Genomic DNA, 21,670 nt, shown 5'->3' on the forward strand with positions numbered 1-21,670 from the left:
TTTACCGCGCGGCGCGCCCTGGAGTCCAGGTGAGGCGCGAGTTCGGACCGGTCAAGCGTCCAGGTAGTCGCAGCATAGCACCTCGGCGATCTGCACGGTGTTGAGTGCCGCGCCCTTGCGCAGATTGTCGGACACGCACCAGAACGACAGGCCGTTCTCCACCGTCGCGTCGTCGCGGATGCGCGAGACATAGACCGGATCCTCGCCCGCACATTCCGCCGGGGTGACGTAGCCTTCGTCCTGGCGGAAGTCGACCACCGTCACGCCGGGGGCGTCGCGCAGCGCGGCCCGGGCCGCCTCGGCGTCGATCGGCTTTTCGGTCTCGATGTTGACGTACTCGGCGTGGCCGATGAACGACGGGATGCGCGCGCAGTTGGCGTGCACCTTGATCGTCGGATCCAGGATCTTCCGGGTCTCCACGTTCATCTTCCATTCCTCCTTGGTCGCGCCGTCGTCCATGAAGACGTCGATGTGGGGAATGGCGTTGAACGCGATCTGCTTGGTGAACTTGTCCTGGTGGTCGCGCCAGGGCTGGTTCATGAAGATGCCGCGGGTCTGGTTGAACAGCTCGTCCATGCCCGCCTTGCCGGAGCCCGAGGTGGACTGATAGGTCGAGACCACGACCCGGCGCAGGCCGAAGGCGTCGTGCAGCGGCTTGAGCGCCACCACCATCTGGATGGTCGAGCAGTTGGGGTTGGCGATGATGCCCTTCTTGCGGAAGCCGGCGAGGGCCTCCGGGTTGACCTCCGGCACCACCAGCGGCACGTCCGGGTCCATGCGGAAGTGCGAGGTGTTGTCGATCACCACGCAGCCGGCCTTGGCGGCGCGCGGGCTGTGCACGGCCGAGACCTTGGCGCCCGGCGAGGACAGCGCGACGTCAACGCCGGTGAAGTCGAAGGTCTCGAGGTTCTGCACCTTCAGGGTCCGGTCCTCGCCGAACGAGACCTCCTGCCCGGCCGACCGGTCGGAGGCGAGCGCGATGACCTCCGATGCCGGGAATCCGCGCTCGGCCAGGATGGCGAGCAGTTCCCGCCCCACGTTGCCGGTGGCCCCGATCACCGCCACGCGATAGCCGCCCTCACGATATGCCATGGTCGTCCGTATCCCCTGCGCTTGAAGTGGCTGGCCGGCGGCTGTGCGCCCCGGCCCCATCGGAAACTCCATGCAAACGGGCGGACCCGTGGCAGGCCCGCCCGTCGCCGTTGTCGGCCCGCCCGGCGCACCGCCGGGGTGGGGCCGCGTCTCATCGCTCGGTCGTGCGCGCCACCTGGTCGTCGTCGCCGGCCGCCGGCGCCTGGGCCTGTTCCTCGGTCCAGTCGGCGAAGGTCTGCGGCGGCGTGCCCGCCTCCAGCACGCGCGGCCCGGCCTCGCGGTAGAAGTAATGGTCGCCGACCCGGGTCGCGAACTCCAGCCGGCCGCTCCAGCGCGGGTCGACGTCGCGGTTATGGTACCACAGGGCGCCGCCGGTCAGGTCGCTGATGGCGTTGTTGCGCGTCAGCAGCGACTTGGCGAGCAGCACGGAGGCGCGCCAGGCGTCGCTCTCGTGCGGCGTGTCGGCGCGGCCGTCGCAGTACCACGAGAACTGGCACAGGCCCGGCACGGTCGACCGGTTCTCGGTCACCACACCGCAGATACTGTCGGGAAAGCGCGGGTCGCGGGCGCGGTTCAGAACCACCTGAGCGACCGCCACGCGACCGCGTGTGTCCTCGCCGCGCGCCTCCCAGTAGTCGTTGAGGGCCAGGCAGATCAACTCGTCGCGCGCCACCACGAGGCGCGTCCAGTCGACGCGCAGATCGGCGGGCAAGGCGGCGTGCGGCGCGTCGGCCCGGGCCGGCGGGCTGCCCGGCAGGGCCAAGCCGACGGCCAGCGCCGCCACGGCCATCACGCGTCCACACAGTCTTGTCACTCTGGTCACCGGCTGTCCTCACTGGTCGCGGCGACCGTCCGTCGATCCTGAGGACCCTGTCGCCGTCGCACGGATATTCACCATCGCCGCCGACGCGCATCCGGTCTGGCCGGTCATGGCGGGCCGGCGCGGCGATCCGCGGTCACGGGGCCGGGCGCTCGCCCGGCCGGGCCTGATCCTGTCTCGACTCGCCCGGCTACCGGGGCGGTGCGGGCGTCGCACGGACACTTCGTCGCACAGACAGTCGTCGCACAAACATCAAGAGCGCGGCCCGACCGTTCCCGTCGCCGACCGCGTCGCACAGGTCACCGAACACCTTGACCCAAGGTCCGCTACCAAAAACCGCTGTGCATCGCAACATGGGGGGCCGGACGGCCGTGTCACCCCCGGGCGTCACCATGACCGCGAAAAAGTCATGCCGTGAGAGCCGGTTCCGCGACCGACCGATCTGGCCACGTTAGCTCGAATACGCCGCAAAACCCCCGGAAACGGGTCGGGGCAGGGGGCGATCACCGGGCCGACGTGGCCGCGACGACACACCGTATGACGCGAAAATTTCTCTTGACACGCCTGGGCCGGGAGTCTTCGGGAGCGGTCGGCGCGACTCGCCGGGCCGCCCCGCCCGACGCGCGAAAGCCTCGTCTCCTTGCGCCATCGCAATGCGCGGGCTCGACGCGCCGTTTCACACTTCAGGCAACCACCCGGAGGGGGGCCGCGCGCCCATCGCGGCCGACCGCCTCCTTCGTCCAGCCTTGCCGGCCCGGTGCGCCGTCCCCATCCTCTCCCCCTCGGAGCGCGCGCGCCGGACCGCCCTTTTTCCCCTCCTGATCCGCCGTCAGGCGCCCGACAGCCGATCCATCGCGGCCAGCACGGCGTCGCCCATGGCAACGGTGCCGACCGGCGTCATGCCCGGCTCGACGATGTCGCCGGTGCGGATGCCGGCGTTGAGCACCTCCTGGCAGGCGCGGTCGATGAGGTCGGCCTCGGCGGTCCGGTCGAACGAGTAGCGCAGCATCATCGAGGCCGACAGGATGCAGGCCATCGGGTTGGCCTTGTCCCGGCCGGCGATGTCGGGGGCGGAGCCGTGCACCGGCTCGTACAGCGCCTTGCGGCGGCCGTCGGCGTCCTCGGCGCCCAGGCTGGCCGACGGCAGCATGCCGAGCGAGCCGGTCAGCATGGCGGCGCAGTCGGACAGCAGGTCGCCGAACAGGTTGTCGGTGACGATGACGTCGAACTGTTTCGGCTGGCGCACGAGCTGCATGGCGCAGTTGTCGGCGTACATGTGCGACAGGGCGACATCGGCGTAGTCGGCGTCGTGCAGGGTCTGCACCTCCTCGCGCCACAGCAGGCCGCTTTCCATCACGTTGGCCTTCTCGACCGAGCACACCCGCCGGTCGCGCTTGCGGGCCAGCTCGAAGGCCACGCGGGCCACGCGCACGATCTCGGAGGTGGTGTAGACCTGGGTGTTGACGCCCCGGCGCTCGCCGTTCGGCAGTGCCTCGATGCCGCGCGGCTCGCCGAAGTACACACCGCCGGTCAGCTCGCGCACGATCATGATGTCGAGGCCGCGCACCAGGTCGGTCTTCAGGGTCGAGGCCCCGGCCAGGGCGTCGAACACCAGCGCCGGGCGCAGGTTGGCGAACAGGTCCATGTCCTTGCGCAGGCGCAGCAGGCCGCGCTCCGGCTTGTCGGCGAACGGCAGCGTGTCCCACTTGGGGCCGCCGACCGCGCCCAGCAGCACGGCGTCGGCCTTCAGGGCCTCGGCCAGGGTGTCGTCATGCAGCGGGGTGCCGTGGGCGTCGTAGGCGGCACCGCCCACCAGACCCTCGTCGATGCTGAAGCCGCCGATGCGGTCGAGCAGCCGGCGCACCTGCGCCATCACCTCGGGGCCGATGCCGTCGCCGGGCAGGATCAGCACGCGCTTGGCCATGGTGGTCTTGTCTCCCTGTCGAGTCGCGGGCGGCGCCGGCCGGGCCGGCCGGGCCGCGCCGCGGGGGGTGGATGCGGCCTCACGGTATGCTTGGCCCCGGACCGGTTGTCCAGACTCGACGCCGGGCCGCGTGCTGCCTCTTCCCTCGCCGGCCCCGATGACCCATGATCGCCACCGTACCACCCTGCGGCGGCCCGCCCGCCGATCCACACCCGAGCCTGGACCATGAGCGATTCTTCGCGCGAGACGGCGCCGCCTCCCGATCCCACCACGCCGGCCCCCGCCGACGCCCCGATGCGGGTGAGCACGCAGCCGGCCCCGGCGCCCGGCCCCGTCACCGTCAACCTGGGCGGCGTCCCGCCGGCGCAGGGCGCGGCCCCACGGCCGGCCGGCGGCGCGGGCCGGACCGGCGGTGGCGGCCAAGGGGGCGGCAAAGGGGGCGGCCAAGGGGGCGGCCAAGGGGGCGGTGATGCCGCCGCCATCAAGGCGCTGCGTCAGGAGATGCAGGCGTTGCGCGGGGCCCTGGCGGCCGCCGCGCCGAAACCCGACGCCCCCGCCGAGACGAACGCGGCCACGGACGACGCCACGGTCGGCGAGCGGCTGGAGGCCCTGACCCGCGCGGTGCAGACCCTGGAGACCTATCTGTCGATCGGCTTCTTTGACCGGGTGCGCGGCACCCTCGGCGAGGCCGCGACGGAGCTGCGGCCGGTGGCGCTGGAGCGCCGGGTCGCCCGCCTGCGCGGGCTGGTGCGGGGGCTGCTGCTGGTGCAACTCGCCACGCTCGGGTTGGTGGTGGCCCTGAACGGACCGCAGGTCATGGCCCTGGCCCAAGCCGCCTGGGCCGGGCTGGTCGCCCTGCTGGCGTCAGCCGGCGTCAGCCTCCCCGTCCCGGCCGGGGACGGCAGCGGCGGCGGCGGCGGAACCTAGAGCCGATTGGTCGAAATCGGAACCGCAGATGCGGTCCGATTTCGAACGTGAATCGGCTCTACATTATTGATTTTACAGCCGATTATCGCGACCAACCGAAGTCGTGCCACGATTCCGGTTTGTCGCAATCGGCTGTCAGCCGGCCGCCGGCAGCACCGCCGCCACCAGCGGATTCGGGAACCGCCGTGCCAGCGTGATGGCGTGGAAGCGTTCGCGGATCGCGGGCACCGGGCAGCGTTCCACCAGAACGCCGGCGGCGAGGTCGTCCTCCACCACCACCGGGGGGACCAGGGTCACCCCGTCGCTTTCGCGCGCCAGCAGGCGCAGCATGGCCATGTCGTCCACCTCGGCCTGGATCAGGGGCCGCACCCCGGCGAGCGCCAGCAGGCGGTCGAAGGCCGCCCGCATATCGCTGTCCAGCCCGGGCAGCAGCACCGGCACCCGGGCCAGGTCGTCCGGGAACACGAACGGGCCGCCGTCCGGGTCTGGTCGCCCGACCAGGCTGACTGGCTGTTCCTGGATCAGGTGGCTGTGCCAGGGCGTGGCGGCGTCGCGCCGGACCGGCTGGTTGCACAGCACCAGGTCCAGTTCGTGCGCGCCCAGACGGGCCAGCAGGTCGGCCATGGTGCCGGTGCGCACCACCACCTCGACATCGCGCCGGTTCAGCAGCGGCCGCAACAGGTCGCGCTGAAAGTTGCGCGACAGCGTGGCGATGGCGCCCACGCGCAGCACCCGGCGGCCGGCGACGGCGCCGTCGCGCAGGGTGGCGACCAGTTCGTCGCCGGCGGCGAAGGCGGTGTCGGCATGGTCGAGGGCGATACGGCCGGCCTCCGTCAGCACCAGGCGCCGGCCCTCGCGGTCGAACAGGCGCTGGCCGAGATGGGCCTCCAGCGCCTGGATCTGCACCGACAGCGCCGAGGGCGCGACATGAAGGCGTTGCGCCGCCCGGGTCAGGCCGCCGGCATGGGCCACGGCGTGGAAGGCGCGCAGATGCGTGTAGTTCAGGCTGGCCATGGTGGCGCGCTCCCCGGTCGACCCCGGATGGGGCGGGCCGTGGCCCGCCCATACGTTCTATTTTATAGAATGGTTCGCTGCAATCTTTGAAATTTCAAGAATACGGGACCGTACGTACCTTTCGGGGATCGAACGAAAGGAGGGTCCCATGGATGTGCTCTCACCCTGGTTGCTGGCCCTGGCCCCGGCGGCGCTGCTCGTCGTCGGCCTGGTCCCCGACCGCCTCGCCAACCGCCATCCTGGCCGCATGGTCGCGGCCCTCGGCATCGCCGCGCTGACCGCCGTCGGTGTCGCCGGCACCGCCGCCCTGGCGCTGGCCGTGCACGGCGGCCCCTGGAGCGTCGCCCTTGGCGGCGCCGGCCTCGGTCCCGGCCTGTACTACGACACCCTGACCGCCGTGCTGATGCTGCTGGTGGCCGTCCTCGGCCTGGTGGTGGTGCGCTACAGCGGTCCCTACCTCGACGGCGACCCGCGCCAGGGCACGTTTCTGCGCTGGATGGCCCTGACGCTGGCCGCCGTCCTCACCCTGATCGTGTCCGGCAGCCTGCTGCAGTTCGTCGTGGCCTGGGTCGCCACCAGTCTCGCCCTGCATCAGCTCCTGGTGTTCTACCGCGACCGTCCGCTGGCCCGGCTGGCGGCGCGCAAGAAGGCCATCGTCAGCCGCCTGGGCGACGTCGCGTTGGTGCTGGCGCTGCTGCTGACCTGGCAGACCTTCGGCACCCTGGCGTTCGCCGACCTGTTCGCCGCCGCCGAGACCATGCGGGCCGAGGGCACGATCCCCGCCGCCGCCGGCTGGATCGCGGGGCTGCTGGTGGTCGGCGCGGTGGTCAAGTCGGCCCAGGTGCCGGTGCACGGCTGGCTGACCGAGGTGATGGAAACCCCCACCCCGGTCTCGGCGCTGCTGCACGCCGGCGTCATCAACGCCGGCGGGGTGCTGATCCTGCGCCTGGCCGATCTGGTCACGCTGTCGGCGACCGCCATGGCGGTGCTGGCCGTGATCGGGGCCGCCACGGCGCTGATCGGGGCCGTGGTCATGCTGACGCAGACCAGCATCAAGGTGGCGCTGGCCTGGTCCACCATCGCCCAGATGGGCTTCATGATGCTGCAATGCGGCCTGGGCGCCTTCTCGGCCGCGCTGCTGCACATCGTCGCGCACTCCTTCTACAAGGCGCACGCCTTCCTCTCCGCCGGCAGCGTGGTGGACCGCGCCCGCGCCGCGGTCGCGCCGGCCGCCGCGGGGGCGACCGCCCCGGCCCCGGCGGGACGAGTCGCCCTGGCGCTCGGGCTCGCGGTGGCGGCCAGTGCCGTGGTCGCCACCCTGTTCGGCCATGCCGTTACCGCCTCGCCCGGTGTGTTCACGCTGATCGCCGTCCTGGCCCTGGGCGTCACCCTGCTGCTGGTGCCGCTGCTGGCGCCCGGGGTCCCGGCGGCGGTTCGGCTGCGGGCCGGCGCGCTGGCGGTCGCGGTGCTGGCGGCCTATGCCGCGGTGCAGTCCGGCGCGGCCGTGCTGCTGGCCGGCACCCTGCCGCCGCCGGAGCAGAGCGCCGGCGCCTTCGAGGCCGGGCTGGCCGCCGTCGTGATCGCCGCCTTCGCCGCCGTCGTGCTGCTGCAGACCCGCCTGCCGGCGCTGGCCCGTGATCCGCGCTGGCAGGCGGTGCAGGTGCACCTCGCCAACGGCCTGTACCTGAACGCCCACGCGTCCCGGATCGCGCAGCGGCTGTGGCCGCTGCCGCCGGCGCCCGCGCCCGCGCGCGCCGATACCGCCCCCGTCGCTCCCCTCTCTGTCGGCCAGGAGGCCCCGTCGTCATGACCCATCTCAGCCCCCTTGAGGCGACCCCGAGCGCCGCGTCCACCCGCTCGGCCGCGTCCCGGCCGTCCCGCCCCGTCGACCCGGCCGTGCTCCAGGCCGCGGCGGGCGCCGCCGCCGCCCGCGTCGCCCCGGTCTGGCCGCTGCGCACCTTCGTCGCCGTGAACCCGTTCCTGGGCCACGCCGAGGACCCGTTCGCCGCCACCGCCGCCACGCTGGCCCGCACCACCGGCGCCCGCCTGCTGATGCCGCGGGCCTGGTACCGCCAGGCGCTGGCGGAGGGCCGCGCCGAGGACGCCGACCTGACCGCCGCCCTGGCGGCCGCGACCGGTCGGCCCGGCACGCCGCCGTCGGTGGACGCGCTCAAGGTGGCGCTGGCGCGGCCGGCGCCGGAGATCGCCCCCACCGCGACCACCCTGGCCGAGGTCGTCGACCGCGTGCACGGCACCGACGCCGCCACCGTGGTGGTCGAGGCCGTCAGCCGCTGGGCCGCCGGCCACTGGGACGCCGGCCAGGCCGCATGGGCGCAGCCCGGGCGCGATCGCTCGCCGTTCGCCGCCTGGCGCCTGGTGGCGGCGCACGACCGCACGCCGGAGATCATGCTGGGCCGCGCGGGCCTGCGCGCCGCCATCGCCGCGCTGCCCGAGGACGCCCAGGCGGCGCAGGGCCTCGCCGTGTCGCGGCTGGCGCTGCCCGACGCCGCGCTCGGCCCCTACCTGCACCGCGCCCTCGCGAGCATCGGCGGGTGGGCCGCGTACGCCCGCCAAAAGGGCTGGCAGGCCGAGCTGAGCGGCGGCACGGACGACAGCCTGGACCATCTGTTGGCCGTGCGCCTGGCCTGGGACCTGGCGCTGTGGACCGTGTTCACCGATCCCGACACCGGCCGCGCCTGGGCCGACGCCCTGACCGCCATGGCGGCCCCGGACGACGGCGCGGCGGCGGCCGCGCTGGCGCCCGAGGCCATCGTCCAGGACGCCCTCGACCGCGCCGCCCAGCGCCGCCTGGGCGCCCGCCTGACCACGGCCGCGGCGGCGGCGCCCGCGGCCGAGACCGCGACCGCGACCCGCCCGGCGGTGCAGGCGGCGTTCTGCATCGACGTCCGCTCCGAGGTCTATCGCCGCGCCCTCGAAGCCGCCGCCCCCGCGGTCGAGACCATCGGCTTCGCCGGCTTCTTCGGCGTGCCGCTGGAGGTGGTGCCCCTGGGCGCTCAGACGGGCGGGGCCCAATGCCCGGTGCTGCTGGCCCCGGCCGCGACGGTGGGCGAGACCACCGGCGCCGGCCAGGACGCCGAGGCCGTGCGGACCCGGCGCGACCATGGGCAGGTGCGCAAGGTGTGGTCCACGTTCAAGGGCGCGGCGGTGTCCTGCTTCGTGCATGTCGAGACCGCCGGCCTGCTGTTCGCCGGCAAGGTGCTGGGCGACGCCACCGGCGCCACCCGGCCGGCGCCGGACGACCGCACCGCCGGCCTCGACGGCGCCGCGGCGCGGCGGTTGCGCCCCGACCTGGAGCCCAGGTCTCTGGGCGGGCGGGCCATCGGACTGGACATCGCCGCCCGCGTGGAGATGGCCGAGGGCCTGCTGCGCGGCATGTCGCTGACCCGCACGGACGGTCTCGCCCGGCTGCTGCTGCTGGTCGGGCACGGCGCCAGCACCGTCAACAACCCGCACCGCGCCGGCCTGGACTGCGGCGCCTGCGGGGGGCACACCGGCGAGGCCAACGCCCGCGTCGCCGCCCGGCTGCTGAACGATCCGGCGGTGCGGGCCGGGCTGGCGGCGCGCGGGCTGGCGCTGCCGGACGACACCTGGGCGGTGGCGGGGCTGCACGACACCACCACCGACGACGTCACCCTGTACGACGTCGCCGACCTGCCGGACAGCCACGCCGACGATCTCGACCGCCTGCGCGCCTGGCTGCGCGCGGCCGGACAGCGGGCGCGGACGGAGCGTGCCCCTGGGCTGCGTGTGGGGGCCGGCGTCGACCGCCACGCGGCGGTGCGGGCGCGGGCGCGCGACTGGGCGCAGGTGCGGCCGGAATGGGGGCTGGCCGGCAACGCCGCCTTCATTGCCGCCCCGCGCGACCGCACCCGGGACCTGGACCTGGGCGGCCGGGCCTTCCTGCACAGCTACGACTGGCGCCAGGACGAGGGCTTCGGTGTGCTGGAGCTGATCCTCACCGCGCCCCTGGTGGTCGCGAGCTGGATCAATCTCCAGTACTACGGCTCGACCGTGGACAACCGCGCTTACGGCAGCGGCAACAAGGTCCTGCACAACGTGGTGGGCACCCTGGGCGTGCTGGAGGGCAACGGCGGCGACCTGCGGGTCGGGCTGCCGTGGCAGTCGCTGCACGACGGCCACCGGCTGGTGCACGAGCCGTTGCGCCTGAGCGCCTGGATCGAGGCCCCGGACGACGCCATCGCCGCCATCCTGGCGCGCCACGACGGGGTGCGGGCGCTGCTCGACAACGGGTGGGTGACGCTTTACGCGCTCGGGGACGGGGGTCGGCGGGTCCGGCGCTACGCCGGCGGCCTGACCTGGGACACGGCCTGGGGCCCGGCGGCGGGCGCATCGACCGCCCCGGCGCCGACCGGTACCGCCCGGGGCCGGTCGGTCGGAGACCCGGGCAGATCGTGATCCATCCGACTCACGCCGTGGTTCGGGGCGATGACGTGACTCTGCCCTGACTCAAAGAGTTGGGGCGGATCGCGTCCCCGCTGACCCACCAAACGGCTCAGAGGGGACGCGGGACTCGGCGCCGGGTGCGTGAGTCGTCCCCGGCGGCGAATGAGCGGACTCCATTTTACCGCCGTGACGTCGGCCGCGACGTCGCAGGGGGCGACTCGCAAAACAGGGGGACGAGCCGGACGCTCGCCCCCCTGTCGCGCCTGGGAGTCCCCGACGGCAGTCTCCGCCGGGAGTCTCCGCCGGGAGCCGGATCAGTCGGCCGGCTGGGCCAGATCCTCGCCGGTCTCCTGGTCCACCTGCTTCATGGACAGCTTAACCTTGCCGCGATCATCGAAGCCGACGACCTTGACCTTGACCGTATCGCCCTGGGCGACAACGTCGGTGACCTTCTGCGGCCGCTGCTTGGACAGCTCGGAGATGTGCACCAGGCCGTCGCGGCTGCCCAGGAAGTTCACGAAGGCGCCGAACTCGACCACCTTGACCACCTTGCCGGTGTAGATCACGCCCATTTCGGGGTCGGCGGCGATGCCGCGGATCCAGTCCACCGCCTGCTGGGCGTTGGCGGCATCGGTGGCGGCGATCTTGATGGTGCCGTCGTCCTCGATGTCGATCTTGGTCTGCGTGGTCTCGGTGATCTCGCGGATCACCTTGCCGCCGGTGCCGATAACCTCGCGCACCTTGGACGGGTTCACCTTGATGGTGGTGATGCGCGGGGCGTTGCCGGAGACCTCGGCGCGGGCGCCCGACAGGGCCTGGCCCATTTCGCCCAGGATGTGCAGGCGGCCGTCCTTGGCCTGGTTGAGGGCGACCTCCATGATCTCCTTGGTGATGGACGTGATCTTGATGTCCATCTGCAAGGCGGTCACGCCGTCCTCGGTGCCGGCCACCTTGAAGTCCATGTCGCCCAGGTGATCCTCGTCGCCCAGGATGTCGGACAGGACGGCGAAGTCGTCGCCCTCCTTGATCAGGCCCATGGCGATGCCGGCGACCGAGCGCGGCATCGGCACGCCGGCGTCCATCATCGCCAGCGACGAGCCGCACACCGTGGCCATCGAGGACGAGCCGTTCGACTCGGTGATCTCCGAGACCACGCGGATGGTGTAGGGGAAGTCGGCCTTCGGCGGCAGCAGCGGCCGCACCGACCGCCAGGCCAGCTTGCCGTGTCCGACCTCGCGCCGCCCCGGGGCGCCGACGCGGCCGGTCTCGCCCACCGAGAACGGCGGGAAGTTGTAATGCAGCATGAAGTTCTGGCGGTACTCACCCTCGAGCGCGTCGATGATCTGCTCGTCCTGGCCGGTGCCCAGGGTGGCCACGACCATCGCCTGGGTCTCGCCACGGGTGAACAGCGCCGAGCCGTGGGCGCGCGGCAGGAAGCCAACGTCGATCTCGATCGGGCGCACCGTCTTGGTGTCGCGGCCGTCGATGCGCTGGCCGGTCTTCAGGATGGTGCCGCGCACGATATCGGCTTCCAGCGCCTTGAACGCGCCGGGGGCCAGGGCCAGCGCGGCTTCGTCGTCGGCGAACGCGGCCAGTGCCTGCTCCTTGACGGCGGCCACCTTGGCCTGGCGCTGCTGCTTGTCGGGCTCGGCGTAGGCCGCGGTCAGGCCCTCGGCCGCGATCTCGCGCAGGCGGGCGGCGACGGTCTCGGCCTCGGGCGCGGGCGGGGGCACCTCGCGCGGCTCGCGCGCGGCCTGCTCGGCCAGGTCGATGATGGCGTCGATGACCGGCTGATAGCCCTCGTGGCCGAACATGACGGCGTCGAGCATCTGCTGCTCGGACAGCTCCTGGGCCTCGGACTCGACCATCAGCACGCCGTCGCCGGTACCCGCGACCACGAGGTCGAGCGCCGACTCCTTCATCTGCTCCAGGGTCGGGTTCAGCACCAGGCTGCCGTTCAGGACGCCGACCCGGGCGGCGCCGATCGGCCCCAGGAAGGGCAGGCCCGACAGGGTCAGCGCGGCCGAGGCCCCGATCATGGCGACGACGTCGGGGTCGTTCTCCATGTCATGGCACAGCACGGTGCAGATGACCTGGGTGTCGTTGCGGTAGGCCTTGTGGAACAGCGGCCGGATGGGCCGGTCGATCAGGCGCGAGACCAGGGTTTCCTTCTCGCTCGGGCGCCCTTCGCGCTTGAAGAACCCACCGGGGATCTTGCCGGCGGCGAAGGTCTTTTCCTGGTAGTTCACCGTCAGCGGGAAGAAATCGACGCCGGGGCGCGGGGACCTCTCGCCGACTGCCGTGCACAGCACCGTGGTCTCGCCGAGCGAGGCCATGACGGCGCCATCGGCCTGCCTGGCGACGCGCCCGGTTTCCAGGACCAGCTTGCGGCCGCCCCAGTCGATTTCTTTGCGGGTTACCTTGAACATGGACATGAGACTTGTCTTTCCCTTGCGTGAACGTCGCCGCCAGGCGCACCCGCCGGCTCCGCGCCGTCGTCGGCGCGGGCCGCTGCGGTCCCGGGTCCGTGGGTCCATTGTGCCGCGGCGCCGGCGGTCGCGACCGGCCGGGGCATGCGGTTCGTGCGGACGATGAAGCGGGGGGGACGGCCCCCCGGTCCTCCGGGCCGACCGGTCGGAGCCGGACGGACGGGACCGGGAGGGCGCGGGCGGGTATCCGGGCCGGGCCCGGATGCCGCGACGTGCGGGGGGGCGCGATCCCGCGGTCAGCGTGGCGAGACGCCGCCGGGCCGCTCCGGGGGAGCGGGCGGCGGACTCCCGACCACGGCGCCCTGGTTGCCGTGGCGCATCCGGGGCCATGGCACGGTCCATGGCATGGCTCCGGACGGGCCGCATCGGCCTACTTTCGGATGCCGAGACGGCCAATGAGCGTCTCGTAGCGAGCGCGCTCGCGCCGCTTGACGTAGTCGAGAAGCTGCCGTCGCTGGCCGACCATCATGAGCAGGCCGCGGCGGGAGTGGGTGTCCTTCTTGTGCACCTTCAGGTGCTCGGTCAGGTTGGAGATGCGCTCGGTCAGGATCGCCACCTGGACCTCGGGGGAGCCGGTGTCGCCGTCCTTGGTGGCGAACTCCTTGATAAGCTCCTGCTTGCGTTCGGGCGTGATCGACATCGTGGGACAATAGCTCCTGTCAGGTCGGGGGCGGCGGCGTGCGCCCGTGGGCCCCCGCATCGGCGGTGTGGAGTGGATCGGAGGCCGAGCGGCCCACCGCAAGGGCGCGGCCCTCCGGTCGGACAGCACGGAAAACGGAAAAGCGGTGGCTCGCCACGACCGTGGCGTGCCCCCGCCGGGCTACAGGTTGAGGACGCGGACCGGGCGGATCTCGCCGCCCACGACCCGGGCCATCGCCACCAGGCGCGCCCCGGACATGGCCTTGAGCACCGGTGCCTCGCACAGCCGGGCGCCGGTCTCCACGTCCCCTGGGGCGTCCCCGCCCGCGGCGGACACGGCCGACGGGCCCCGCCGGATCACCGGCAGCAGAGCCACCGGCTGCCCGAGGGCGAGACGCCGCGCCTCCGCCTCCGTCAGGGCCAGCGCCGGGATGTCGTCCAGCGCGGTCTCGACGGACAGCAGGGCATCGGAGTGCGCGAGACTATGCCCGAGCGCCTCCAGCTTTTCCAGGGAAATCGCGTGCGACTCGTCGAACGGGCCGCACGACAGGCGCCGCAGCGCATCCATGTAGGCCACCGTGCCCAGCGACCGCGCCAGGTCGCGCGCCAGCGCGCGCATGTAGGTGCCCTTGCCGGCCGCGACCAGCAGATCGAGCCGGTCCGGGGCGGCTGCGGCCTGGGCTTCGGTCGTCAGGATCTCGATCGACTCGATGTGCACCACGCGCGCGGCGAGGTCCACGTCCTGATCGGCGCGCGCCAGGTCGTAGGCGCGCCGGCCCGCCACCTTGACCGCCGAGAACCGCGGCGGCACCTGCTCCACCGCGCCGGTGAACGCCGGCACGGCGGCCCGCACCTGCGCCAGCGTGGGGCGGACGGCGCTGGTGGCGATGACCCGGCCCTCGCCGTCGTCGGTGTCGCGCGCCTCGCCCCAACGCAGGCCCATGCGGTAGAGCTTGCGGCCGTCCATGACGTGGCCGACGGTCTTGGTGGCCTCGCCCAGCGCCACCGGCAGGATGCCGGTCGCCAGCGGATCGAGGGTGCCGCCGTGGCCCACCTTGGCCGCGCCGGTCAGGCGGCGCACCGCGCCCACGACCTGGGTCGAGGTCAGGCCCAGCGGCTTGTCGATGACCAACCAGCCGTGGATGGGCAGCCCCTTGCGCTTACGCGCCATCGCGGGATCCGCCCGCCGTCTCGTCCGGAGTGTCGCCCCCGTCGGCGGCGTCACGGTCGGCGGCGTCACGGTCGGCGGCGTCACGGTCGGCGGCGTCGCCATGGCCATGGCCATCGCCGTCGCCCACCACATCGCGCGCCACCTCGGGGCTGTGCAGGATGGCCTCGATGCGGTCGGCGGTGTCGAAGCTGGTGTCGGTGGCGAAGCTGAGATCGGGCACATGCCGCAGGCGCACCCGATCGGCGATCCGGTGGCGCAGGAACGGCTTGACCCGCCGCAGGCCCTCCAGGACGGCGGCTTCGGCATCCGTGCCGCCGCCCAGCGGCAGGCAAAACACGGTGGCGTTGCGCAGGTCGGGGCTGACCCGCACCTCGGTGATGGTCACCGGCGTGTCGGCCAGGGCCGGATCGCGGATGTTGCCTTCCTCCAGCGTCCAGGCGAGGGCGTGGCGCAGTTCCTCGCCAACGCGCAACTGGCGCTGGCTCTGCGGCCGCCCCTGGAGATGGGCGGCGCTGCGGGCGGGGTCGCGTCTCATGGCGACGGGACTCCTTGGCGGTCATGTCTCGTGGACCCGCGACCGTGCGGACCGTGTGGCCCGCGCGGCGACCGGGTGGCGGCGTGAGCGGGGAGGGGGCGGGGAGGGGCGGCGCCTACAGCGCCGCCGCCACCTCCTCCAGCTCGAAGCACTCGATGACGTCGCCCACCTGAATGTCGTTGTAGTGCTCGAACGACATGCCGCACTCGTAGCCCTCGCGCACCTCGCGGACATCGTCCTTGAAGCGCTTGAGCTGGCCCAGGCTGCCCTCGTGGATGACCACATCGTCGCGCAGCAGGCGGACCTTGGCGCCGCGCTTGACCTGGCCCTCGGTCACCATGCAGCCGGCGACCTTGCCGACCTTGGTGATGTTGAAGACGTCGCGGATCTCGGCGTAGCCCAGCAGGCTTTCCTTGTAGGTCGGCTCCAGCATGCCGGTCAGCAGCGCCTTCACGTCGTCGGCGACGTTGTAGATGATGCTGTAGTACCGGATCTCGACACCGTCGCGCCGCGCCATCTCGCGGGCCTGCGGGTTGGCGCGCACGTTGAAGCCGATGATGAGGGCGTCCGACGCCTTGGCCAGCGTGACGTCGCTCTCGTTGATGCCGCCGACAGCCGAGTGCAGCACACGGACCTTGACCGCGTCGGTCCCCATCTTTTCCAGGGTGCCGATGAGGGCCTCCACGGAGCCCTGCACGTCGCCCTTGATGACCACGGGCAGCTCCTTGGCCTCGCCGGCCTGGATGCGCTCGAACATCTGCTCCATGGAGCCGCGCGCCGACTTGACGAACTGGGTCTCGCGATCCTTGCGCTGGCGGTAGCCGGACACCTCGCGGGCCTTGGCCTCGTCCTCGACCGCGATGAAGTCGTCGCCGGCCTCGGGCGTGCCGTTGAAGCCCAGCACCTCGACCGGAACGGACGGCCCGGCCTCCTCCACGCGCTCGCCGCGCTCGTTGACCAGGGCGCGCACGCGGCCCCACTCCTTGCCGCAGACGAACGTGTCGCCGACACGCAGGGTGCCGCGCTGGATCAGCACCGTGGCCACCGAGCCGCGGCCGCGTTCCATCTTGGCCTCGACCACCGCGCCCTCGGCGGTCCGGTCGGGGTTGGCCTTCAGGTCCAGGATCTCGGACTGCAGCAGGATGGCTTCGACCAGCTTGTCGAGGTTCATCCGCTTCTTGGCCGAGACCTCCACGGTCTGCACGTCGCCGCCCATCTCCTCGACCACCACGTCGTGCTGGAGCAGTTCGGTGCGCACCCGGTTGGGGTCGGCCTCAGGCAGGTCGATCTTGTTGATCGCCACCACCATCGGCACCTTGGCGGCCTGGGCGTGCCGGATCGCCTCGATGGTCTGCGGCATGATGCCGTCGTTGGCGGCCACCACCAGCACCACGATATCGGTGACCTCGGCGCCACGCGCCCGCATGGCGGTGAACGCCGCGTGGCCCGGGGTGTCGATGAAGGTGATGCGGTCCCCGCTCGGCACCTGCACCTGATAGGCGCCGATGTGCTGGGTGATGCCGCCGGCTTCGCCGGAGACCACGTCGGTCGACCGCATGGCGTCGAGCAGCGACGTCTTGCCGTGGTCGACGTGGCCCATGACCGTGACCACCGGCGGCCGCGACATCATCTCGGCCTCGGTGTCCGGGCCGGAGACCAGGCCGATCTCGACGTCGGCGTCGGAGACACGCTTGGCCTTATGGCCGAACTCCTCGACCACCAGTTCGGCGGTGTCGGCGTCGATGACCTGATTGATGGTCGCCATCACACCCAGTTTCATCAGCGTCTTGATGACGTTGCCGCCGCGCTCGGCCATGCGGTTGGCGAGCTCCTGCACGGTGATCGTCTCGGGGACGGTCACCTCGCGCACCACGCGCTCCTGCGGCCCGGAGGACTGCTGCTTGCGCCGCTCCTTCTGCTGGGCGCGGCGCATGGCCGCCATCGACCGGCCGCGCTCGGAGCGGTCGTCGCCGTCCAGGGCCGCCGTGATGGTCAGTTTGCCGCGCCGCTTGGGCTCCGACCGCTTGGTCGAGGGCGTCTTGGGCGGCGCCTTCGCCGGCGGAGTCGGGGCGGCAGCCCCGCGTCGCGGCGCGGCGGCCTCCTCGGCAGCGTCGCCGGTGCGCCGGGCCGGCCGGGCCGCCGGCCGCGCGGCGGGCGCGCGTCCGCCCGTGTCGGCGCCGCCGGGCGCGGCCTTGCCGGGGCCTTCGCGGGCCGGCGCGGGCGCCGCGGCCGTGTCCGCCGCGGTCGCCTCGGCCGCGCCCTCCGGCGCGGCGGCGGCCGCCTCGGCCTGGCGCTGGGCCTCTTCCGCCTCGGCCTTGCGCCGGGCCTCCTCTTCCTCGGCCTTGCGCCGCGCCTCTTCTTCCTCGGCCTTGCGGCGCGCCTCTTCCTCGGCCTTGCGGCGCGCCTCTTCCTCGGCCTTGCGGCGCGCCTCTTCCTCCGCGCGCTGCTGCGCATTCTGCAGCGCGCGCAGGCGGTGCGCCTTCTCCTCGGAGGTCAGGTCGCCCGACAGGGTCTCGGCCACCTCGCGCAGGCGGCCATCGGCGGCGCCCCCGCGTCCTCGGCGCGCGGCCTCGGCCTCGGCGGTGTGGACATTGCGCTTCTTGCGCACCTCGACCTGCACCACCTTGGAGCGCCCGTGCGGGAAGTTCTGACGCACTTGGCCACTCTCCAGCGGGCGCTTGAGTTCCAGCTTGCCACGTGAGGAGAGCGACAGGGGCGCCTTGCGTTCTTTCTCGTCCGCCATTCGACTCAGCTTCGCTCCATACCCTTGCATCGTCGCGGAACCCGTCGTCCCGCCCTCCCGGCATCCCGGTGTCCCGGGCCGGTGCATCGGTGCGCCGACGCCGGTCCCCCGGCGCCGGGATGCGGCGCACCCGCCCGTCGGCGGGCGCCACCATTCGCCAACCGGCCCCTGGCCTGACCTGTCAGGGCAAGGGCCGGACGCCACCTCGCGGCGCCGGTGCGCTCGCACCGCCCGCCGCACGACTGACGTCCGGTCAGTCGTCGGGCGGTCCTAGTCCTGTGCCCCGCCGGTCAGGCGGGACTCCTCGCCCCGGCGGTCCGGCGGATCCCGGCGCGTCTCCGCCAGCACATCGGCGGCGGAGAGAGTCATGGGGCCGGGCCGGAACCCAGCCAGGAGGTCACAGCTCTCCAGGAAGGTCCGTGCCAACCGGCCCGGTTCAAGGGCACCGTGCACCACTCGCTCCCGTCCCAGCGGCCGGCCCAGCTCCGCGGCATCGAACCCGACGACCATCGGCATCGCCGCACCGGTCCCGCCGCCGCTCGCGGACGCGCGTCCCACCGCCGCCGCCAGCGCGGCCACCTTGCCGCGTCCGTCGTCGCCGCCGTCGCGGGCGGCCAACAGAACCGCGGGCAGACCGGCAGAGGAGGCCTCGCGCAGGCGGGACCGTACCTTCTCGAACCCGCTCACCACCTGCCCGGCACGGCGTGCCAGCCCGATCAGATCCAGGCCGCGGCGCACCAGAAGAGCCTCGACGCGGTCGGCCAGATCGGGCGGAACCGTCACCGCACGGCGTGCGGCACGCGCGAACAGCCGCTTACGCGCCGCCATCTCTATCATATCGCGGCTGGGGCTCAACCACAAACCACGCCCCGGCAGACGCCGGTCCACATCGGGCACGACCTGTCCGTCCGGGTCGACGACGAAGCGCAGCAGGCCCGCCATGGGCCGAACCTCGCGCGTCGCGATGCAGCGACGATGGCCGGACGGCATGGGGTCCTCCTCGGCGTCACCGCCGGTCGCCCGCTCCGGGCTGGGCGCCGCCATCGGTCGCGCCCTCAGCCGGCCGCCCCGGCGGGACCGTGGTCGGGACCGTCGCGGGGACCATCGGCGGCACCGTCGGGGGGACCATCGGCGGCACCGTCGGGGGCACCGTCGGGGGCACCGTCGGGGGCACCGTCCGGTTCCCCGACCGCCCCGGAGTCGGCGGTCGCAGCCGCGCCGGCCTCGGCGCCGGCCTCGGCGTCAGCAGTGGAGTCGGAGTCGGCGTCCTCGAACCAGTGCGCCCGCGAGGCCATGATGATGGCGTTGGCGGTGTCCTCGTCCATCGCCGCCTCGCCGACGATCTCGCGCAACTCGTCGCTGGCCAGATCCGCCAGGTCATCGAGCGTCTTGATGCCGTTCTCGCCCAGCGCCACCAGCATCGGCATGGTCAGGCCGTGCACGAAGGTCATCTCGTCCTCGACCCCCAGGTCGCGCCGGCGCTCGTCGGCGGCGCGCTCGCGTTCGTCGAGGTAGCCCTGGGCGCGGTCCTTCAGCTCTTCGGCGATTCCCTCGTCGAAGCCCTCGATGGAAGCCAGCTCGGAGTCCTCGACGTAGGCCACCTCCTCGACCGTGGTGAAGCCCTCGGTCACCAGCAGGTGGGCGATCACGTCATCCACGTCGAGCGCGTCGATGAACGCCTGCGAGCGGGTGCGGAACTCTTCCTGGCGGCGCTCCGACTCCTCGGCCTCGGTCAGGATGTCGATGTCCCAGCCGGACAGCTGCGAGGCCAGCCGCACGTTCTGCCCGCGCCGGCCGATGGCGAGCGAGAGCTGCTCGTCGGGCACCACCACCTCGATGCGGCTGGCGTCCTCGTCCAGCACCACCTTGCTGACCTCGGCCGGGGCCAGGGCGTTGACGACGAAGCTGGCCGGGTCCTCGGACCATTGAATGATGTCGATCTTCTCGCCCTGCAACTCCGCGACCACCGCCTGAACGCGCGAGCCGCGCATGCCGACGCAGGCGCCCACGGGGTCGATGCCCGAGTCGTTGGACAGCACCGCGATCTTGGCGCGCGAGCCGGGATCGCGCGCCACCGCCTTGATCTCGATGATGCCGTCATAGATCTCCGGCACCTCCTGGGCGAACAGCTTGGCCATGAACTCCGGCCGGGTGCGCGACAGGAAGATCTGCGGGCCGCGCGGCTCCTGGCGCACATCGTGGATATACGCCCGCACCCGGTCGCCGGTCTTGAAGTGCTCGCGCGGGATCAACTCGTCGCGCCGCAGCAGCGCCTCGGCCCGGCCCAGGTCGACCACCACGTTGCCGAACTCGACCCGCTTGACCAGGCCGTTGACGATCTCGCCGACGCGGTCCTTGTACTCGTCGTACTGGCGCTCGCGCTCGGCGTCGCGCACCCGCTGGACGATCACCTGCTTGGCGGTCTGGGCGGCGATGCGGCCGAAGTCGATCGGCGGCAGCGGATCCACCAGCACGTCGCCGACCGTGGCGTCGGGCTTCTTGCGCCGGGCCCGCTCGACCGTGATCTGGGTGGCCTCGTCCTCGACCGCGTCCACCACGTGCAGATGGCGTTCCAGCTTGATCTCGCCCGTGCGCCGGTCGATCAGGGCCTGGATGTCGTGCTCATGGCCATACTTCGAGCGACCCGCCTTCTGGATCGCCTGTTCCATGGCGATGAACACCTCCTCGCGCTCGATGCCCTTGTCGCGCGAGACCGTGTCGGCCACCTGCACCAGCTCCGGCCGGGTCATGCCCGCCATGCGTTCCGCTTCCATCCGTCGTGCCCCGACTTGTCCTTACGCCACAACCTTGTCTGCCGAAGTCCCGGCTGGCCGAGTCGGCCAGCGGTGCGGGCTCAGCCCTCCGGCGCGCCGGCCTCGTCTCCGCTCCCGGCGCCGTCCCCGGCCGCGCCCTTTCGGGCCGCCTTGTCGGCCTTCATGGTGTGCCGGATCAGCTCATCCGTCAGCACCAGCTTGGCCTTGGTCAGGGCCGCCAGCGGAACCCGCCACTCGGCTTGGCCCTCCGGCCCCGGCTCCGCGGTCTCCACGATCACCTCGTCGTCCGCGCTCACGCCCCTGAGCCGCCCCTTGACGCGGCGTCGGCCGTCGACCGCCACGTCCGCCTCCAGGCGGGCCTCCAGGCCGGCGAAGCGTTCGAAGTCGTGCCGCCGGGTCAGCGGCCGATCCACGCCCGGGGAACTGACCTCCAGGTCGTAGGCGCCGCGGATCGGATCGTCCACGTCGAGCACCGCCGACAGGGCCCGGCTCACGGCCTCGCAGTCCTCCACCGTCATCGGCGCGCCGTCGCCACGGTCGGCCATGACCTGTAGGATCTTGCGCTGCTTGCCCATCAGCAGGATCCGCACGGGCTCGTAGCCCATGGCCTCCAGCGTCGGAATCACCAGCGCCGCCAGCGGCCCCTGGTCGCCCATCAGCCTGGTCACGATCACTCCCGCTCGTCGAGGGTGGTGCGTCCGGGGTGTCCGTCGGGGGTCTCCCTCCCCGCGCGTCCGTCCCGGGCCTGTGCCGCGATCCGCCGGTCGCTCTCGCCCCCGGTCGCTTTCACCCAGGCTTTCACCAAGCGCTGGTCCAGGCCCGGCGACGGACCGGCGGCCGTGCCGCACGCAACGGCCACCCACCACATAACAAAAACACCACATAACAAAAAAAGGGGGGCCGTAGCCCACCCCAGCCACCTGTGATCGGGCCTTGCACGCGATCCGACCACGTCATGAGGATTGATGACGGTTGTGATACCAGCTTCGGCCGACGGTGACAAGCGGCGGCGGGCGCCAATCCAGGGCTATCGCATTTGGCCGATGATGGTTCTGGCGAAGTCGTTGGTCCAACCACAGCGCTTGCGTTTGCGACGGATGGAGATGCCGGGCCGGGC

15 protein-coding genes are annotated in these 21,670 nt (G+C 72.6%); 3 read left to right on the forward strand and 12 right to left on the reverse strand.

What is annotated here, in order from left to right; genetic code table 11:
* Positions 1-51: 51 nt before the first annotated feature.
* The 3 genes from GGD88_RS09475 to leuB all read right to left on the reverse strand — a co-directional run bounded on the left by GGD88_RS09475 (position 52) and on the right by leuB (position 3,836).
* On the reverse strand, positions 52-1,092 hold the full coding sequence (locus GGD88_RS09475; protein WP_184434674.1) for an aspartate-semialdehyde dehydrogenase: 1,041 nt from the start codon (positions 1,090-1,092) through the stop codon (positions 52-54).
* A gap of 151 nt (positions 1,093-1,243) precedes the next feature.
* A complete protein-coding gene (locus GGD88_RS09480; protein ID WP_184434729.1) occupies positions 1,244-1,882 on the reverse strand; it encodes a cell wall hydrolase in 639 nt (212 codons plus the stop codon).
* Between the two features lie 859 nt (positions 1,883-2,741).
* Complete coding sequence (gene leuB, locus GGD88_RS09485) at positions 2,742-3,836, reverse strand: 3-isopropylmalate dehydrogenase (RefSeq protein ID WP_184434677.1); 1,095 nt, start codon at positions 3,834-3,836, stop codon at positions 2,742-2,744.
* Between the two features lie 225 nt (positions 3,837-4,061).
* Between leuB and GGD88_RS09490 the strand changes: the two genes are divergently transcribed.
* On the forward strand, positions 4,062-4,763 hold the full coding sequence (locus GGD88_RS09490) for a hypothetical protein (protein ID WP_184434680.1): 702 nt from the start codon (positions 4,062-4,064) through the stop codon (positions 4,761-4,763).
* 135 nt (positions 4,764-4,898) lie between these two features.
* Here the strand turns inward: GGD88_RS09490 and GGD88_RS09495 are convergent, their stop codons facing one another.
* Entirely contained in the window at positions 4,899-5,777 is an 879-nt protein-coding gene (locus tag GGD88_RS09495) for a LysR family transcriptional regulator (protein WP_184434683.1), read from the reverse strand.
* A gap of 148 nt (positions 5,778-5,925) precedes the next feature.
* On the opposite strand from GGD88_RS09495, the gene GGD88_RS09500 reads away from it, so the two are divergent.
* Together GGD88_RS09500 and GGD88_RS09505 are read left to right on the forward strand one after the other, a co-directional pair.
* Positions 5,926-7,587 (forward strand): NADH-quinone oxidoreductase subunit L, encoded by a 1,662-nt coding sequence (locus GGD88_RS09500; RefSeq protein ID WP_184434686.1) that lies wholly within the window; start codon positions 5,926-5,928, stop codon positions 7,585-7,587.
* Entirely contained in the window at positions 7,584-10,214 is a 2,631-nt protein-coding gene (locus GGD88_RS09505) for a YbcC family protein (RefSeq protein WP_184434689.1), read from the forward strand. Before GGD88_RS09500 ends, GGD88_RS09505 begins: the two co-directional genes overlap by 4 nt.
* Before the next feature lie 302 nt (positions 10,215-10,516).
* Here the strand turns inward: GGD88_RS09505 and pnp are convergent, their stop codons facing one another.
* The 8 genes from pnp to rimP form a co-directional block, all read right to left on the reverse strand.
* On the reverse strand, positions 10,517-12,637 hold the full coding sequence (gene pnp / locus GGD88_RS09510) for a polyribonucleotide nucleotidyltransferase (protein WP_184434692.1): 2,121 nt from the start codon (positions 12,635-12,637) through the stop codon (positions 10,517-10,519).
* Positions 12,638-13,061: 424 nt separating this feature from the next.
* Positions 13,062-13,331, reverse strand: a complete 270-nt coding sequence (rpsO, locus tag GGD88_RS09515; RefSeq protein ID WP_184434695.1) for a 30S ribosomal protein S15 — start codon at positions 13,329-13,331, stop codon at positions 13,062-13,064.
* Between the two features lie 180 nt (positions 13,332-13,511).
* Positions 13,512-14,501 (reverse strand): tRNA pseudouridine(55) synthase TruB, encoded by a 990-nt coding sequence (gene truB, locus GGD88_RS09520; protein WP_184434698.1) that lies wholly within the window; start codon positions 14,499-14,501, stop codon positions 13,512-13,514.
* Positions 14,491-15,036, reverse strand: a complete 546-nt coding sequence (gene rbfA / locus GGD88_RS09525; protein ID WP_184434700.1) for a 30S ribosome-binding factor RbfA — start codon at positions 15,034-15,036, stop codon at positions 14,491-14,493. Before rbfA ends, truB begins: the two co-directional genes overlap by 11 nt.
* Positions 15,037-15,151: 115 nt before the next feature.
* Positions 15,152-17,779: a translation initiation factor IF-2 gene (gene infB / locus GGD88_RS09530; RefSeq protein ID WP_184434702.1), complete on the reverse strand. Its 2,628-nt coding sequence runs from the start codon at positions 17,777-17,779 to the stop codon at positions 15,152-15,154.
* 270 nt (positions 17,780-18,049) lie between these two features.
* Positions 18,050-18,823, reverse strand: a complete 774-nt coding sequence (locus tag GGD88_RS09535) for an RNA-binding protein (RefSeq protein ID WP_184434703.1) — start codon at positions 18,821-18,823, stop codon at positions 18,050-18,052.
* Positions 18,824-18,834: 11 nt separating this feature from the next.
* Positions 18,835-20,529, reverse strand: a complete 1,695-nt coding sequence (gene nusA, locus GGD88_RS09540) for a transcription termination factor NusA (protein ID WP_184434732.1) — start codon at positions 20,527-20,529, stop codon at positions 18,835-18,837.
* A 104-nt stretch (positions 20,530-20,633) separates the two neighbouring features.
* Positions 20,634-21,221, reverse strand: a complete 588-nt coding sequence (rimP, locus tag GGD88_RS09545; RefSeq protein WP_343056329.1) for a ribosome maturation factor RimP — start codon at positions 21,219-21,221, stop codon at positions 20,634-20,636.
* Positions 21,222-21,670: the final 449 nt, after the last annotated feature.

Origin of the sequence: Roseospira goensis (assembly GCF_014197795.1) — a bacterium.
Lineage (GTDB): Bacteria > Pseudomonadota > Alphaproteobacteria > Rhodospirillales > Rhodospirillaceae > Rhodospira > Rhodospira goensis.